Here is a 13,940-nt window from a genome sequence, read left to right as displayed (position 1 = left end):
GACCGGCTTGCAGGGCTGCCTGCCGACTCCGCAAGACGAATTCAACTACCTGCTGGCAGTCCAATTCACCTGCCCGGCACCGACGGGCTAGCGATCGAGTTCGTCGCTCAGCCCGCGAGCCCAGAGGAAACCAATGAGTCCTCCCTTGGCTGGACGGATTATCAGCAGCGGTACCACAATTGACATCGGAACGAGCACGCTGAGGTAAATCAGCGGACTGGCACGCCGATTCAACTCCATGTCCAGCATCACGAAAATGATCACGTGTGCAACAATGGTGATGACAATGAAGGGCAGCAACAGGCCGACGTTGTAGCGGCCCAGGTGCTCGCCGCAGACCGGACAGTGTTCGACCTGCCGGAGGAACCCGGCGAACAGGTCGCCCTTCTCACACCGCGGACATCGTCCGCGCAGCCCCGCTTTGATTGCCCGCCAGGCGTTTTTGCTGGCGTTGGGTTCGCCGGGCCTGCTCATCGCTCTGTTCCTCTACCATTCGAAACGCGAGGGCGGATGAAAAGTGCACCACGTGACGGAGACTTTTGAACGTTGGGACGGGGACATGGCGGTCACGCAGCATCGGTTCTGCGTCGAAGGCGGAACTCACCATCTAGAGCCGAAGCCGGGGTCGACTAATCTGCGCTGCGGGCTAGCCCGTAAAGCCGTAACGGAGCCACGAGGCGGTTTGGCGTCACACCGATATCGTTGGCCGAAAGACCTCCTCGGCTTTCCGGATCGCCAGCTCAATGCGATCGTTGATCTCGTCGCTTCCTTCAGCATCATCCCACACTGTATCCTGCCATTCGCCGCTCCGCGCCATCTCCGCCTCGGTAGGCGTTCCTTGCTGTTGAGTCTGCACGAGCATCTTGGCCGCTAGTGCGACCTTGCCATGCACGTCGTTGATTATGTCGTAGGGCTCTGCTCCGGCGGGGCCGAACAAGGCCTGGACTCGGTAACGGCGCGCTCGCATGCGACCGAAGAAATCCCCATCATCGGCGAGGCGCTTGAGGATCGGGTAGTAGATGTCGCGCTGTGACTGAATGCGTGTCTCTGGGTCATCAGGAGTTGACTGTGCCGCCGGATCGCTGTCTTCGCGGGCCGGGCTGCGCACCCATTTGAAGATGTCGCGTGCTTCGTAGAATTCGCTCAGGGCCACTTCCGCCAACTCCATGCGCCGGCGGCCGGCTTCCTCTCGGCGCCAGGCGTTGAGGCTCTTGATGCCCTGCCAAGCGGCCAGCGCAGCAGCGATGGCGACGATCCAGTCGGGTACGGATCCAAAATCCATAGCGTCAGGTCCCTATGTCCGCACTATGCCCTGGCCTGGTGGCCGCATCATTGATCGTTGGCAGTTCGAGCATGCGAGCAGCGGCCGTTCACAAATGACCTCCACTCGAACTAGACCACGCTAATGACCCTCAAAGCTGATTGGTGGTTCGGGCGCCGCCACGGGGGGGATACGTTCCCCATGCGCTGAGCTCAGCCTTCGTCCGCAGTCGCTTCGCCGAACTGATAGGTGGCGTAGGGCGGCAGCGTGACGTTGACCGGGCGACCGGCGACGGTGACTGCTGCGGGGTCGGTGATGCGGTCGAGGCGGAGGATGGCGACGGCCTTGCCGTCGACGACCTCGCCGATCGTGCCGGCTTCGCGGTTGCCGGCGACGACGGCGGTTCCGGCCGGGGCCTCGATGCCCGAGACGATGACTGGACGGCGGCGCGCGGTGCCGCGGTGCTTCATCCGGCTCACGACCTCCTGGCCAATATAGCAACCCTTCACGAAGTCGATGCCGTCGAGCAGGTCGAGCCCGATGTCGTGGGCGAAGACCTCGTCGATGCCGAAATCGGGCCCCTGCTCGGGGATGCCGGCCGCGATGCGATGACGGGCGAAAGTCTCGTCGGCGGGAAGCCACTCCGCGGTGGCGGATTTCCCCGCGATGACACGCTCGCCCAGGCCACGCGGGTCGGCATGGGCGATGCCCCCGCTCCAGCCGTCGAAGTTCCAGCCCACCGAGTGGGTGTCCCTGAGGTCGTCGATCTCGACCTTGGCGCGAAGGCGATAGAGCTTCATCTTGTTGAGGAATGCATCGGCGACCGAGGTATCGACATCGAGCCAGAAGGCATCCGCGGCCCAGCCGCTCAGGCCCTCGGCCTGCACCTTGCCCTGGGGCGAGAGCAGCGCCCACCACACGGCCGGACCCGGCTCGGCGAGGAGGCGCCCCGTGACCACGTCGAACAGCAGTTTCTGCGCCTCTGGGCCGGAGAAGCGGAAGGCGGCACGGGACGGACGGAGGATTGTGGGCATGGGAGGGTTCCGCTACACCCGGCCGAACACGGAATGGCCGGGACCAGAGACATGGCGCAGTATCAGACGATCTTCAAGAACGGCACCGTGGCCAACCAAGACGGCATCCATCGCGCCGACATCGCCGTCAATGACGGCCGCATCGTCGCGCTGGGCGATCTCGCCGCAGAATCCGCCGGCGAGACGATCGATTGCACCGGGCTCCATATCCTGCCGGGCGTGATCGATACGCAGGTGCATTTCCGCGAGCCGGGGCTCACCCACAAGGAAGATCTCGAAACCGGATCGCTCTCGGCGGTGATGGGCGGCGTTACCGGCGTGTTCGAGATGCCCAACACCAACCCGCTGACGACGACGCTCGAGACCTTCGAGGAGAAGATCCGGCTCGGCACCCGCCGCATGCATTGCGACTTCGCCTTCTACATCGGCGGCACGCACGACAACGTGGCGCAGCTCCCGGAACTGGAGCGGCTGCCCGGGTGCGCCGGCGTAAAGGTGTTCATGGGCTCGTCCACCGGCTCGCTGCTGGTTCCCGACGATGGTGGGGTCGAGGCGATCCTTCGCGCCATTTCCCGCCGCGCCGCCTTCCATTCGGAAGATGAGTACCGGCTCGAGGAGCGAAAGCCCCTGCGCGTGCCGGGCGACCCTAGCTCGCATCCGGTGTGGCGCGACCCCGAGGCAGCGCTGTTGTCGACGCGGCGGCTGGTTTCCCTGGCGCGGAAGACCGGCAAGCGCGTTCACATCCTCCACATCTCGACGGCCGAGGAGATGGTGTTCCTCGCTGCGCACAAGGACGTCGCGAGCGTCGAGGTGACGCCTCACCACCTGACGCTCGACGAGACGGCATACACGCGGCTCGGCACGTATGCGCAGATGAACCCGCCAGTGCGTGACAAGGCGCATCGCGAAGGCATCTGGGCCGGAGTCAGGAACGGCGTCGCCGACATCCTCGGCTCGGACCATGCCCCGCATACGCGCGAGGAAAAGGACCATCCCTATCCGCAGTCGCATTCGGGGATGACCGGCGTCCAGACGCTGGTGCCGATCATGCTCGACCACGTGAATGCCGGACGCATGAGCCTCGAGCGTTTCGTCGACATGACCAGTCACGGCCCCAATCGGCTGTTCGGCATCGCCAGCAAGGGCCGGATCGCCGTCGGCTATGACGCGGACCTCACGGTGGTGGACCTCAAGCGGCGCGAAACCATCACCAATGAGTGGGTAAAGAGCCGTGCCGGCTGGACGCCCTATGACGGCGTCGCCGTCACCGGCTGGCCGGTGGGCACGATCGTGCGCGGCAACACCGTCATGTGGCAGGGCGAGCTGGTGACACCGAGCGTCGGCCAGCCGATGCGGTTTCTCGAAACGCTGTGATCGAGGACTGGATCACGCCGCTGCTGGAAGGGCGCGATCTGGCGGGGCCGCGCTACTGCAGCGAACGCCCGAGGCTGTATTCGCCGGCTTCGATCTTGGCGGGCAGGCTGGCGATCAGGGCGGCGACGGCGCTCTCGCCGTGATACTCGACCAGCGACGTGATGGCGGCGAACAGCGAGGCGTGGGCGAGCGCAAGCGTTGCGACACCGTCGTCCTCGGCTTCGTTCCAGGCCTCGGCGACATACTCGAGCGCCACCTGGCGCTCTTCGCGGTCGGCGTCGGCCGGCAGCTCGATACCGTTCGGACTTTTGAGGGTCTTTGAGAGTTTCATGACCGAGGGCCGTAGCATGCCCTCACCTGAGTCGCGTCCAAGTCGTCGCCAAAAGGTTAATATGCACTCTTCAATTATCCTTAACCCGCGGGCCGGATCACTCGGCGTAGCGGGAGTGGATGTCGCGGGCGGTCTTTTCGGCCTCGATGAGGAGCCGCGACAGGGCTTCGTCGGCCGAAAGCGTGCACAGGCGGTAGAATCGCGCGTAGGCCTCGTAGCCGGCATTGAAGGCCCCGGTCAGGCGCTGGCGGCGGTCGTCATCGGGCTCGTCGAGGCTGATGAGCTCGCCCATCTCGGTGCGCCAGTCCGTCTGGTTGTCGGGACGGCAGAGGGGGGCGAGGAAGTAGAGGCTGCCCATGATCTCGCTCAGCCGTTCCATTTCCGCCTGGTAGGGCGGATCGATCGCACGTGCCGGCACGGTGGCCAGCAGCACGGCGAGAAACGCGGCGGGGAGGAAGCGGAGGCGCATGGCGCATCCTTATGGGAATCGGGCCCCCGCCTCAACTGCGGTTGAAGATGCGGAAGGCTCCGGCCACGACCTCGGCGAGGTCGGGCGTCGTATGCATGAGCCCGATCTCGTCGGCGCGGACCCAGCGATGGTCGCTCACCTCGTCGGAGGTGACGATCTCGCCCTCGAAGGCCTCGGTGGCATAGACCTGCAGCACGAAGCGGCCCTCGGCGAGACACATGCGGCGGATCGGATGCAGGCGCCAGACGCGCAGGCCCACCTCCTCCATGATCTCGCGCTCGGCCGCCTGCTCGGCTGTCTCGCCCGGCTCGAGCCGACCGCCGGGGAGGCTCCACATGCCGTGATAGGGCTTTCGCGCCCGCTGGATGAGCAGCACGCGGTCGCGGTCGATGAGCGCAACGCTTGCGGCGTTGGGTGGGCGGGCGGAGTCGGCCATGCCGCGATGATTGAGGTTTGCCCCTTCGGCGGCAAGTGCCTAACTAGTGCCTGAAGGAGACTCGCCCCATGTGCGGACGCTACGCGGCCACCCTGCCCCCCGAGATGATGGTCGAGCTGTTCAACCTGCTCAACCAGATCGACTTTCCGCCGCGCTATAACATCACCCCGACCCAGCCGATCGCGGTGGTCTGGGAGCAATCGGGGCGCCGGACCATCCAGCTGGTGCGTTGGGGATTCGTGCCGGGCTGGGTGAAGGATCCGCGCGAGTTCTCGCTGCTCATCAATGCCCGCGCCGAGACCATGGCCGAGAAGCCATCGTTCCGCGACGCGGTGCGCAACTCGCGCTGCATCGTGCCGGCCTCGGGCTACTATGAGTGGATGAAGGGCAAGGATGGCGTGCGCCGGCCCTACTACATCACCATGGCAGACGGCTCGCCCATGGTGTTTGCCGGGCTCTACTCGACCTGGTCGGGCCCCGACGGCGAGGAAGTCGACACCGCCTGCATCGTCACGGTCGAGCCCAATCTCGAGATCAGCTCGATCTACGACCGCATGCCGGCGATGCTGACCGGGGAAAATGTCGACCTGTGGCTCAATACCCGCGATATCGACACGCGGGCCGCGACTCAGCTCGCCCTGCCGCTCCCGGCGGGATCGCTGAAGTACCACCCGGTAGGCAAGGCGGTGGGCCGGACCGATGTGGATGAGCCGGCGCTGATCCGGGAGATGTCGGCGGAAGAGCTTGCCGCCGAGGACGAAACACGGGCCAGGAAGCCGAAAAAGGCAGCGGCCGGCGGCGGGCAGCTCGACCTGTTCTAGAAAATGTCGAAATAGCCCAGCGCGTCGCCGATGGCCTCTTCCTCGTAGCCGAGGTGGCTGAGCAGCACGCGCTCGAGCGCACGATAGATCTCGAGCGTATCGTCGAAGCGGCTCGGCCCGGGATCGGCTGCCAGCTCGCCCAGCGCATCGATCAGGCGCACCAGCAGTTCATGCACCACCACGTGCTCTGCGCGGAGCCGGTCGGCGATGGCCCTGAAGCCGGCGCCCTGGGCGGCAATCGCGGGGAACACCGCCTCGTCCTCGATCGAGTGGTGCATGTTGACGATGTTGCAGTGCTGGCCACAGAGGTTGCCGAAGCGCCGATAGTTGGCGACCATGGCAAGGCTCGCGGCCTCATCGGTCGCCGCCCGCGCGCCGACTGTGCCGGCCGCGGCGCGCTCGATCAGCACTGCCAGTGTCTTCATGTTGTCGCGCAGGTGGTCGTGCACCTCACGGAGGTGCAGGCCGGGCGCGCGCTGGGCCTCCGTCAGCCCTTCGAGCCGGATGGGGGCGGGACGGGTGGCGTCGTCGAGAAAACCGATATCGAGAAGCATAGGCGTGAGATGGGACGGAGTGGGCGCCCCGTCAACAAGGCACCTCAGAGTACCTTGCCCGGGTTCATGATGCCGTTGGGATCGAGCGCCGCCTTGATAGCGCGCATCATGTCGAGCGCCACCGGGTCCTTCAGCTCCTTCAGCAAGTCGCGCTTCAACTGCCCGATGCCGTGCTCGGCCGAGACCGAGCCGCCGAGTCGCTGCACGACCTCATAGATCGCGGCGTTGGCGTCCTTCTCGCGCGCCATGAAGGCCTTGGGATCCTCGCCCACCGGCTGGCTGAAATTGAAGTGGATGTTGCCGTCGCCCATGTGGCCGAACGGGCAGGGCCGGACGCCGGGAATCACGCGCTCGACTGCGGCAGTTCCCTCGGCGATGAGCTGGGGGACGGCGCCGATCGGCACCGAGACGTCGTGCTTGATCGAGGCGCCTTCCTTGGACTGCACCTCACTCATCTGCTCGCGCGCCGCCCACATCAGCGTGCGGTCGGCCTCGGATTCGGCGACCACGGCATCGGTCACGAGCCCCGCCCCCAGCGCTTCCTCGAGCGCTGCCTGGAGGGCCCCGGGCACGCCGCCCTTCATGCGGTTCACCTCGGCCAGCACGTACCAGGGCGAGACGCTGGCAGTCGGATCGCGCGCGAGGAGCCCGTGCCTGAGCTGCAGATCGACACCGAAGCGGTTCATCAACTCGAAGGCAGTGAGGCGGGAGCCGGTACGCTCACGCAGCATGTAGAACAATTCGAGTGCCATCTCGGGGCTCGCGACGTTGACCAGCGCCGTTTCCTGGGCCTCGGGGATGGGGAAGAGCTTCACCGTCGCGGCGGTGATGAAGCCGAGCGTGCCCTCGGCGCCGACGAACAGGTCCTTGAGGTCGTAGCCGGTATTATCCTTCTTGAGCGCATTGAGGCCGTTGTAGAGCCGGCCATCGGCCAGCACGGCTTCGACCCCGAGCGTCAGCTCGCGGGCGTTGCCGAAGGCGAGGACCTGCACGCCGCCGGCATTGGAGCTCAGCACCCCGCCGATACGGGCCGAGCCTTGCGAGGCGAGCCAGAGCGGGAACATGGCACCGGCGGCTTCCGCCACCTTGTGCGCTTCATCGAGGATCAGCCCGGCTTCGACCGTCATGTGTCCGGCGGCGGCGTTGACCTCGCGGACGCGGTTGAGGCGGGAGATGTTGACGACGACCTCGTTGCCGCTGAGCGGCACCTGGCCGCCGACGAGGCCGGTATTGCCGCTCTGCGGGATCAGCGGCACGCGGTTGGCGTTGGCCCAGCGGCAAAGCGCCTGCAGCGCCGCGACATCGGCGGGAAGGGCCACCGCCACGGCCGGGACCCTGAAGCGCTTGCGCGGCTCGGTGAGATAGGTGGTCATCGCCGTGGGATCGGCGATCACGCCCGCCTCCCCCAGCAAAGCCTTGAGACCGGAGATGATTGCGTCGGGGGCGAGCGTCATGGCCGGGAAGATAGCGGCGGGCGGGATCGACGCAAGGGTGAACTTGCCCGCCCAATCTTGCTCACCACTTGGCGCTATGCGACAAGCGGCGCCAACGAGACATCCATTACGGAGCAAGACGATGGCGAACGGGCTGATGGCCGGCAAGAAGGGCCTGATCATGGGCGTGGCGAACAACCGCTCGATCGCCTGGGGCATCGCCAAGGCCCTTGCCGACCAGGGCGCCGAGATTGCCTTCTCCTACCAGGGCGAGGCGCTGAAGAAACGCGTCGAGCCGCTGGCCGCCGAGATCGGCGTCACGACGCTGGTCGAGTGCGACGTGTCGAACGATGCGGCGATGGACGAGACCTTCCGCGTCTTGAAGGAGAAGTGGGGGACGATGGATTTCCTCGTCCACGCCATCGGCTTTTCCAACAAGGAAGAGCTCGAGGGCCGCTACATCAATACCAGCGCCGACAACTTCGCGCTGACCATGAACATCTCGGTCTATTCGTTCACCGCCGTGGCGAAGCGCGCCGAGGCGATGCTGAACCCCGGCGGTTCGCTGCTCACGCTGACCTATTACGGCGCCGAGAAGTACGTGCCGAACTACAACGTGATGGGCGTCGCCAAGGCGGCGCTCGAAGCGTCGGTGCGCTACCTCGCGCATGACCTCGGCCCCAAGAACATCCGCGTCAACGCCATCTCGGCTGGCGCGATCAAGACCCTTGCGGCCTCGGGCATCTCGGGCCTCAGGACCATGCTGCACTTCCAGGAGAAGGCCGCGCCGCTCAAGCGCAACGTCACGCAGGAGGAAGTCGGCTCGGCCGCACTGTACCTGCTCAGCGACCTCGCTTCCGGTGTCACCGGCCAGATCCAGTATGTCGACTGCGGCTTCAACATCATCGGCATGCATGTCGACGATGAAACGGAAGCTACTGCGTGACCTGTCCAGGGGCTGCCGCGAGGCGGCCCTTTCTGTTTCCGAGCGTCGATAGATGTCCTTCAACTGGCCTGAACTCTATTTCATCCGTCACGGGGAGACCGACTGGAACGCCGAGGGGCGCTACCAGGGCTCCAAGGACATTCCGCTCAACGACATCGGGCGGGGGCAGGCCGATCTCAACGGCAGGCTGCTGGTCGAGATTCTGAAGCGCGCCGGACGGAAGCCGGGCGAGTTCACCTGGCATGCCTCCCCGCTCGGACGCACGCGCGAGACCATGGAACGGGTACGTTCGGCGTTTTCCGAGCCGCTGCCGGAGGTGGCCTTCGACAAGCGGCTCGTCGAGGTCTCGTTCGGCGTCTATGAGGGGCGGCTCCACTCCGAGCTCAGCACATCGGAAATGGCCATTGCCGGCGAGCGCGACGCCGATTTCTGGTTCTTCCGCCCGCCCTCGGGCGAGAGCTATGAGGACGTGGCGCAGCGCGTGCTGGGCTTTGCCGGCGACAATCTCAATGGCCCGGCGATCATCGTGGCGCATGGCGGGATACTCCGTATCCTCCGCCGCCTGATCGAGGACTTTCCGGCCGAGCGGGCGGTGAACTGGTTCCCGCCGCAGGATTCGGTGGTGCATTTCATCGATGGCAAGAGCGTCGTCTATCCAGCCGGGCATAGCTGGGACGACTGAGGGGTTTCGGGGAGCAGGGCATGTTGAGGAGCACAGCGTTCGCGACAGTCCTGCATGACCCCCAGGCCCTGCTAGCCGGTCCGATCAAGGCGGCAGCGCCCGGATTGGCCGAAAACTTCTCGGGCGTGGCGGTGAGCCTCACCGAGGCGACCCATCCGGATATCGAGCGCATCATGGTCGATGCACTGGGCGCGCGGGTCACCCGACACCCGACGGGCGAACAGTACATCGGTCTGGGCCGGCGCACCGCTGTCGCCCTGGCTCTGGAGCTCGGTACGGAGCGGGTGCTCTATGCCGACCCCGACCACATGCTGCACTGGCTGAATGCGGCCCCCGAAGAACTCAAGGCGGTGCTCGCTGCGCGGCCGGAAGTCGGTTTTCTGATCGTCGGGCGGTCCGAGCGTGCGTTCGCAGCGGTGCCGCAGCGGCTGCAGCAGACCGAAGGGCCGATCAACCGGGCCTACGAACTGATGACAGGGCGGCGTGCAGACCTGCTGTCCGCGGTGCGCCGGATGGACAGGGCGGCGGCCAGCGACATCGTCGCACACTCGCAGGTCGATACGCTCGCCAACGACGTAGCGTGGCCGCTGCTGGCGGAACAGATGGGCCATGCCGTGGGTCATGTCGAAGCGGATGGGTTGCTGTATCGCACGATCGAGCAATTTGCGGCGGCTGCCGACAGCTACGACGCCGACCCACTGCAGTGGATCCGTCGCATCGAGATTGCCGCCGAGATGGCGAAGGCGATGCGGCCATACCTCCAGCCGTCCAATTGACGCACCTGTCTGCCGCCCCTAGAACCGCCGCAACCCTCGGGGCACGTCAATGAGCTTCAACAGTTTCGGCCACCTCTTCCGTTTCACCACCTGGGGCGAAAGCCATGGGCCGGCGCTCGGCGTCGTGGTCGATGGCTGCCCGCCGGGCATCCCGATTTCGCCCGAGGTGATCCAGCGCGATCTCGACCGGCGCAAGCCCGGCCAGTCGCGCTTCACCACGCAGCGGCGCGAGGACGACCAGGTCCAGATTCTCTCCGGCACGTTCGAGGACGAGCGCGACGGGCTGGTGAAGACCACCGGCACGCCGATCTCGCTGATGATCGAGAACACCGACCAGCGCTCCAAGGACTATTCCGAGATCAAGGACAAGTACCGGCCGGGGCACGCCGATTTCACCTACCACCAGAAATACGGCATCCGCGACTACAAGGGCTCGGGCCGCGCCTCGGCGCGCGAGACGGCGGCACGGGTGGCGGCCGGTGCGGTAGCGCGGCTGGTGATCCCGAACGTCAGGGTGCGTGCGAGCCTCGTCCAGGTCGGCCCGCACAAGATCGACTATTCCCGCTTCGACTGGGACCAGGTGGACCAGAACCCGTTCTTCTGCGCCGATCCGGTCGCGGCCAGAGAATGGGAGGTCTATCTCGACGGCATCCGCAAGGACGGCAACTCCGTCGGCGCCATCATCGAGGTGGTGGCCGAAGGCGTGCCGCCTGGCTGGGGCGCGCCGATCTACGGCAAGCTCAGTGCGGACCTCGCCTCGGCGATGATGTCGATCAATGCGGTCAAGGGCGTCGAGATCGGCGAAGGCATGGCGGCGGCGGCGCTGACCGGCACCGAGAATGCCGACGAGATGCGCGCCGGCAATAGCGGGCCGACCTTCAAGTCCAACCATGCCGGCGGAATCCTCGGCGGCATCTCGAACGGCGATCCGATCGTCGTGCGCTTCGCGGTGAAGCCGACCTCGTCGATCATCACGCCGCGCGAGACGGTGACGACGCACAACGAGAACACCGAAGTCATCACCAAGGGCCGGCACGACCCGTGCGTCGGCATCCGCGCCGTGCCGATCGGCGAGGCGATGATGGCCCTGGTTCTCGCGGATCATTTCCTGCGCCACCGCGGCCAGACCGGGCGCGAAGGCGGGATCGGCTACTGAGCGGAGCGGCGGAAGCCGGCGACGATCTCGTGGTTGCCATCGCCACCGGCAATGGGTGAGGGAACGCTGAAGCGGTGGGCCCAGCCGGCTGCCGCCAGGTGATCCACGATCCGGGTGACCGCGGCCGCGACAGCCGCCTCGTCGGTCACGATGCCGCCTTTGCCGATATGGTCGCGGCCCACCTCGAACTGCGGCTTGATGAGAAGCACGGCCTCAGCCCCCGGCGCCGCCAGCGCCAGTACCGGGTCGATGACCTTGAGGATCGAGACGAAGCTGACATCGGAGACGATCAGCGCCACGGGGTCGGGGATCAACCCGGGTGTCAGGTCGCGACCGTTGACGCCCTCGAGTGAAACGACGCGCGGGTCAGCCTTCACGGTGTCGTGCAGCTGGTCGTGTCCGACGTCGACGGCATAGACCCTGATGGCGCCGCGTCCGAGCAGCACCTGGGTGAAACCACCGGTCGAGGAACCGAGGTCGAGACAAATCTTGCCACCGGGATCGATGCTGCCCGCGTCGAGGCCGGCCACCAGCTTCAGCGCCGCGCGCGAGACGTAGCGGGCAGCGGGATCGTCGAGCACGATCACATCGCCGGGGCCGACCTGCTGGTTCGGCTTGCTGGCGACGGCGCCGTTGACGGTCACCGTGCCGCGCAGGATGGCGTCGCGGGCGCGGGCCCGGCTGGGCAGGAGCCCGCGGGCCTCCAGCTCCTGGTCGAGCCGGGTGCGGCTCACGACGCGAGCAGCTTCCTGATCTTGGCCACGGCGGTATCCTTGGGCTCGCCATAGGCGATGGTGCCTTCGAACTGGCCGTCCTTGTTGATCAGGAACACGCTCGCGGTGTGGTTGACGAGATAGTAGCCGTCGGCGTCCGGCTCGGTCGTTTCCGACGCCACGCCGAACGAGGCCTTGGCATCGGCCGTCTGCTGGTCGTTGCCGACGAGGCCGATCGTGCCCGGGAACGAGCTCAGGTAGTCGGCGAGGACTTCCTTGGTGTCGCGCTTGGGATCGACGGTGACGAAGATGATGCGGAGCTGCTCGGGCGAAAGACCGAGCTCATCCTTCCAGACCGCCGATTCGGCGAGTGTCGTGGGGCAGACATCGGGGCAGTGGGTGTAGCCGAAGAAGACGAGGCTCGGCGTGCCCTTGAGGCTGGCCTCGGTGAAGGTCCCGCCCCCGGTCGACTCGAGCGCGAAGGGTTTGCCCGTCACCGCCAGCGGCGCCGTGGGCGGACGGAAGACGAAGAGCGCGGTCGCCCCGAGCGCAGCGAGGACGACCAGCGTCCACAGGATGATGCGGAAGCGCGCGAGCGCGGGAGAGGAAGAGGTGTCGGCCATGGTGAGAGGTCCCCGAACTTGGTGCCGCTTATACCGCCCCGCGGCATCGCAGGTGCGCGCAGCGTTGTCGCAGTCACCAAGGGTTGAAACGGCCGCTACTGCGGATCGAGCGGCTCGGTCCCGGTCGGCTGGCCGTTGCGCAGGGTGATCTTCTCGATGCGCATCTCGGCCTGCTTCAGCAGCGCCTCGCAGTGCCGCTTCAGCGCCTCGCCGCGCTCGTAGATGGCAATCGACTCGGCGAGCGGCGCCTGGCCGCTCTCGAGCTTGCCGACGATGGTCTCGAGCTCGCGCAACGCGGCCTCGAAGCTCATCGTCTTGATGTCGTCCTCGGCGGGGGAATCGGCCATTTCGCGGCTCCTCGTATTCGGCCCCGTTGCTAGCCCGCGCCCATCAACATTTCAACATGCGCGGCGACGCCCGTTGCGAGGCCCTCTCGGTCGTATCCCCCTTCGAGCATCGAGACGATGCGGCCGTCGCAGACCCGGTCGGCGACTTCCATGAGGCGGCCGGTGACCCAGGCGAAATCCTCGGGCCGCCAGTTGAGCCCGGCGAGAGGGTCCCGGTAGTCGGCATCGAAGCCGGCGGAGACGAGCAGGATATCGGGGTGGAAGGCCTCGAGGGCGGGCAGGATGTGGCCGTCATAGGCCTCGCGCATAGCCTCGGTGCCGGAGCCGGCGGCGAGCGCGACGTTCACGATGTTGCCGACGCCGGTGAAGCTCGGCGAGCCGGTGCCGGGATAGAGCGGCATCTGGTGGCTCGAGGCGTAGAAGACCGTCGGATCGTCCTTGAAGATGTCCTCGGTGCCGTTGCCGTGGTGGACATCGAAGTCGACGATCGCCACCCGCTCGGCGCCGAACTTGCGCTGCGCCTCGCGCGCAACCACGGCGATCGTGTTCACGAGGCAGAAGCCCATCGGCCGGTCGATCTCGGCATGGTGGCCCGGTGGCCGCACGGCGCAGAACGCGTTCCTCGCCTCGCCCAGCGCCACGGCCTCGAGGCCCGCGAGGCCCGCGCCCAACGCGGTCGCCGCCGCCTCGAGCGAGCGCGAGGAGATGAAAGTGTCCTCGTCGATCCGTCCGATCCCCTCGGCCGGGCGGGCGCGGGTCAGGATGCCCAGGTAGTCCTTGTCGTGCACCAGCTCGGCGAGGCTCAGGTCGGCCGACGGAGCATCGCGCCGGATCAGCCCGCTGAACCGCTCGCGGCTCAGTGCCTGCTCGACGGCGCGTATCCGTTCGGATCTCTCCGGATGGCCCGCAGGAGTGACGTGGCTCTCGAAATTGCGTTGGGAGAGGAGAAGGGTGGCCATGATCCGGGGAACTGTCGCTGCAAAG

18 protein-coding genes are annotated in these 13,940 nt (G+C 66.5%); 6 read left to right on the top strand and 12 right to left on the bottom strand.

The genetic code is table 11. The features are described 5' to 3' along the window. Positions 1-87: 87 nt before the first annotated feature. The 3 genes from PRN20_RS02760 to ygfZ form a co-directional block, all read right to left on the bottom strand. A complete protein-coding gene (locus PRN20_RS02760; RefSeq protein WP_273955524.1) occupies positions 88-474 on the bottom strand; it encodes a DUF983 domain-containing protein in 387 nt (128 codons plus the stop codon). Between the two features lie 214 nt (positions 475-688). Then, on the bottom strand, positions 689-1,282 hold the full coding sequence (locus tag PRN20_RS02755; protein WP_273955523.1) for a hypothetical protein: 594 nt from the start codon (positions 1,280-1,282) through the stop codon (positions 689-691). A 191-nt stretch (positions 1,283-1,473) separates the two neighbouring features. Beyond that, positions 1,474-2,295 (bottom strand): CAF17-like 4Fe-4S cluster assembly/insertion protein YgfZ, encoded by an 822-nt coding sequence (ygfZ, locus tag PRN20_RS02750; RefSeq protein WP_273955522.1) that lies wholly within the window; start codon positions 2,293-2,295, stop codon positions 1,474-1,476. A 33-nt stretch (positions 2,296-2,328) separates the two neighbouring features. Here ygfZ and PRN20_RS02745 point away from each other — a divergent pair, with 33 nt between their 5' ends. After that, entirely contained in the window at positions 2,329-3,669 is a 1,341-nt protein-coding gene (locus PRN20_RS02745; protein ID WP_443112521.1) for a dihydroorotase, read from the top strand. Positions 3,670-3,721: 52 nt separating this feature from the next. Here PRN20_RS02745 and PRN20_RS02740 read toward each other — a convergent pair whose 3' ends face one another. The 3 genes from PRN20_RS02740 to PRN20_RS02730 all read right to left on the bottom strand — a co-directional run bounded on the left by PRN20_RS02740 (position 3,722) and on the right by PRN20_RS02730 (position 4,905). Then, positions 3,722-4,000, bottom strand: a complete 279-nt coding sequence (locus PRN20_RS02740; RefSeq protein ID WP_273955521.1) for a hypothetical protein — start codon at positions 3,998-4,000, stop codon at positions 3,722-3,724. A gap of 97 nt (positions 4,001-4,097) precedes the next feature. Beyond that, entirely contained in the window at positions 4,098-4,469 is a 372-nt protein-coding gene (locus PRN20_RS02735) for a TIGR02301 family protein (RefSeq protein WP_273955520.1), read from the bottom strand. A 31-nt stretch (positions 4,470-4,500) separates the two neighbouring features. Next, entirely contained in the window at positions 4,501-4,905 is a 405-nt protein-coding gene (locus PRN20_RS02730) for an NUDIX hydrolase (RefSeq protein WP_273955519.1), read from the bottom strand. 68 nt (positions 4,906-4,973) lie between these two features. On the opposite strand from PRN20_RS02730, the gene PRN20_RS02725 reads away from it, so the two are divergent. Beyond that, entirely contained in the window at positions 4,974-5,726 is a 753-nt protein-coding gene (locus PRN20_RS02725) for an SOS response-associated peptidase (protein WP_273955518.1), read from the top strand. Here PRN20_RS02725 and PRN20_RS02720 read toward each other — a convergent pair. Then, complete coding sequence (locus PRN20_RS02720; protein WP_273955517.1) at positions 5,723-6,280, bottom strand: hemerythrin domain-containing protein; 558 nt, start codon at positions 6,278-6,280, stop codon at positions 5,723-5,725. The two genes, PRN20_RS02725 and PRN20_RS02720, sit on opposite strands and share 4 nt — an antisense overlap. A 44-nt stretch (positions 6,281-6,324) precedes the next feature. After that, positions 6,325-7,674 (bottom strand): FAD-binding oxidoreductase, encoded by a 1,350-nt coding sequence (locus PRN20_RS02715; protein WP_337956208.1) that lies wholly within the window; start codon positions 7,672-7,674, stop codon positions 6,325-6,327. Positions 7,675-7,855: 181 nt separating this feature from the next. Here PRN20_RS02715 and PRN20_RS02710 point away from each other — a divergent pair, with 181 nt between their 5' ends. The 4 genes from PRN20_RS02710 to aroC are packed head-to-tail and all read left to right on the top strand — an operon-like array spanning position 7,856 to position 11,273. Further along, positions 7,856-8,659, top strand: a complete 804-nt coding sequence (locus PRN20_RS02710; protein WP_273955515.1) for an enoyl-ACP reductase FabI — start codon at positions 7,856-7,858, stop codon at positions 8,657-8,659. Between the two features lie 52 nt (positions 8,660-8,711). Further along, on the top strand, positions 8,712-9,341 hold the full coding sequence (locus tag PRN20_RS02705; RefSeq protein WP_273955514.1) for a histidine phosphatase family protein: 630 nt from the start codon (positions 8,712-8,714) through the stop codon (positions 9,339-9,341). Positions 9,342-9,361: 20 nt separating this feature from the next. After that, positions 9,362-10,117 carry a hypothetical protein gene (locus PRN20_RS02700; RefSeq protein WP_273955513.1) on the top strand — a complete coding sequence of 252 codons (756 nt, stop codon included), beginning with the start codon at positions 9,362-9,364 and terminating at the stop codon, positions 10,115-10,117. 49 nt (positions 10,118-10,166) lie between these two features. After that, entirely contained in the window at positions 10,167-11,273 is a 1,107-nt protein-coding gene (gene aroC / locus PRN20_RS02695; protein ID WP_273955512.1) for a chorismate synthase, read from the top strand. On the opposite strand, the gene PRN20_RS02690 is transcribed toward aroC, so the two are convergent. The 4 genes from PRN20_RS02690 to PRN20_RS02675 all read right to left on the bottom strand — a co-directional run bounded on the left by PRN20_RS02690 (position 11,267) and on the right by PRN20_RS02675 (position 13,915). Then, complete coding sequence (locus PRN20_RS02690; protein ID WP_273955511.1) at positions 11,267-12,007, bottom strand: TlyA family RNA methyltransferase; 741 nt, start codon at positions 12,005-12,007, stop codon at positions 11,267-11,269. The genes aroC and PRN20_RS02690 overlap by 7 nt on opposite strands. After that, a complete protein-coding gene (locus PRN20_RS02685) occupies positions 12,004-12,609 on the bottom strand; it encodes an SCO family protein (RefSeq protein WP_273955510.1) in 606 nt (201 codons plus the stop codon). Before PRN20_RS02685 ends, PRN20_RS02690 begins: the two co-directional genes overlap by 4 nt. 95 nt (positions 12,610-12,704) lie before the next feature. Continuing rightward, positions 12,705-12,956, bottom strand: a complete 252-nt coding sequence (locus PRN20_RS02680) for an exodeoxyribonuclease VII small subunit (RefSeq protein ID WP_273955509.1) — start codon at positions 12,954-12,956, stop codon at positions 12,705-12,707. Positions 12,957-12,985: 29 nt separating this feature from the next. Continuing rightward, a complete protein-coding gene (locus tag PRN20_RS02675) occupies positions 12,986-13,915 on the bottom strand; it encodes a histone deacetylase family protein (protein WP_273955508.1) in 930 nt (309 codons plus the stop codon). Positions 13,916-13,940 lie beyond the last annotated feature (25 nt).

The sequence above is a fragment of the Devosia sp. ZB163 genome (genome assembly GCF_028613635.1).
GTDB lineage: Bacteria > Pseudomonadota > Alphaproteobacteria > Rhizobiales > Devosiaceae > Devosia_A.
Note: the sequence above shows the minus strand (reverse complement) of the source record. Positions and strands in the feature narration are given on the sequence as shown.

What these genes read in the sequence shown, in the direction of transcription:
- PRN20_RS02720 (WP_273955517.1), bottom strand. Translation starts at nt 6,280, where the DNA reads ATGCTTCTCGATATCGGTTTTCTCGACGACGCCACCCGTCCCGCCCCC.
- aroC (WP_273955512.1), top strand. Translation starts at nt 10,167, where the DNA reads ATGAGCTTCAACAGTTTCGGCCACCTCTTCCGTTTCACCACCTGGGGC.
- PRN20_RS02680 (WP_273955509.1), bottom strand. Translation starts at nt 12,956, where the DNA reads ATGGCCGATTCCCCCGCCGAGGACGACATCAAGACGATGAGCTTCGAG.
- PRN20_RS02675 (WP_273955508.1), bottom strand. Translation starts at nt 13,915, where the DNA reads ATGGCCACCCTTCTCCTCTCCCAACGCAATTTCGAGAGCCACGTCACT.
- PRN20_RS02685 (WP_273955510.1), bottom strand. Translation starts at nt 12,609, where the DNA reads ATGGCCGACACCTCTTCCTCTCCCGCGCTCGCGCGCTTCCGCATCATC.
- PRN20_RS02740 (WP_273955521.1), bottom strand. Translation starts at nt 4,000, where the DNA reads ATGAAACTCTCAAAGACCCTCAAAAGTCCGAACGGTATCGAGCTGCCG.
- PRN20_RS02755 (WP_273955523.1), bottom strand. Translation starts at nt 1,282, where the DNA reads ATGGATTTTGGATCCGTACCCGACTGGATCGTCGCCATCGCTGCTGCG.
- PRN20_RS02725 (WP_273955518.1), top strand. Translation starts at nt 4,974, where the DNA reads ATGTGCGGACGCTACGCGGCCACCCTGCCCCCCGAGATGATGGTCGAG.
- PRN20_RS02705 (WP_273955514.1), top strand. Translation starts at nt 8,712, where the DNA reads ATGTCCTTCAACTGGCCTGAACTCTATTTCATCCGTCACGGGGAGACC.
- ygfZ (WP_273955522.1), bottom strand. Translation starts at nt 2,295, where the DNA reads ATGCCCACAATCCTCCGTCCGTCCCGTGCCGCCTTCCGCTTCTCCGGC.
- PRN20_RS02760 (WP_273955524.1), bottom strand. Translation starts at nt 474, where the DNA reads ATGAGCAGGCCCGGCGAACCCAACGCCAGCAAAAACGCCTGGCGGGCA.
- PRN20_RS02730 (WP_273955519.1), bottom strand. Translation starts at nt 4,905, where the DNA reads ATGGCCGACTCCGCCCGCCCACCCAACGCCGCAAGCGTTGCGCTCATC.
- PRN20_RS02710 (WP_273955515.1), top strand. Translation starts at nt 7,856, where the DNA reads ATGGCGAACGGGCTGATGGCCGGCAAGAAGGGCCTGATCATGGGCGTG.
- PRN20_RS02745 (WP_443112521.1), top strand. Translation starts at nt 2,329, where the DNA reads ATGGCCGGGACCAGAGACATGGCGCAGTATCAGACGATCTTCAAGAAC.
- PRN20_RS02735 (WP_273955520.1), bottom strand. Translation starts at nt 4,469, where the DNA reads ATGCGCCTCCGCTTCCTCCCCGCCGCGTTTCTCGCCGTGCTGCTGGCC.
- PRN20_RS02700 (WP_273955513.1), top strand. Translation starts at nt 9,362, where the DNA reads ATGTTGAGGAGCACAGCGTTCGCGACAGTCCTGCATGACCCCCAGGCC.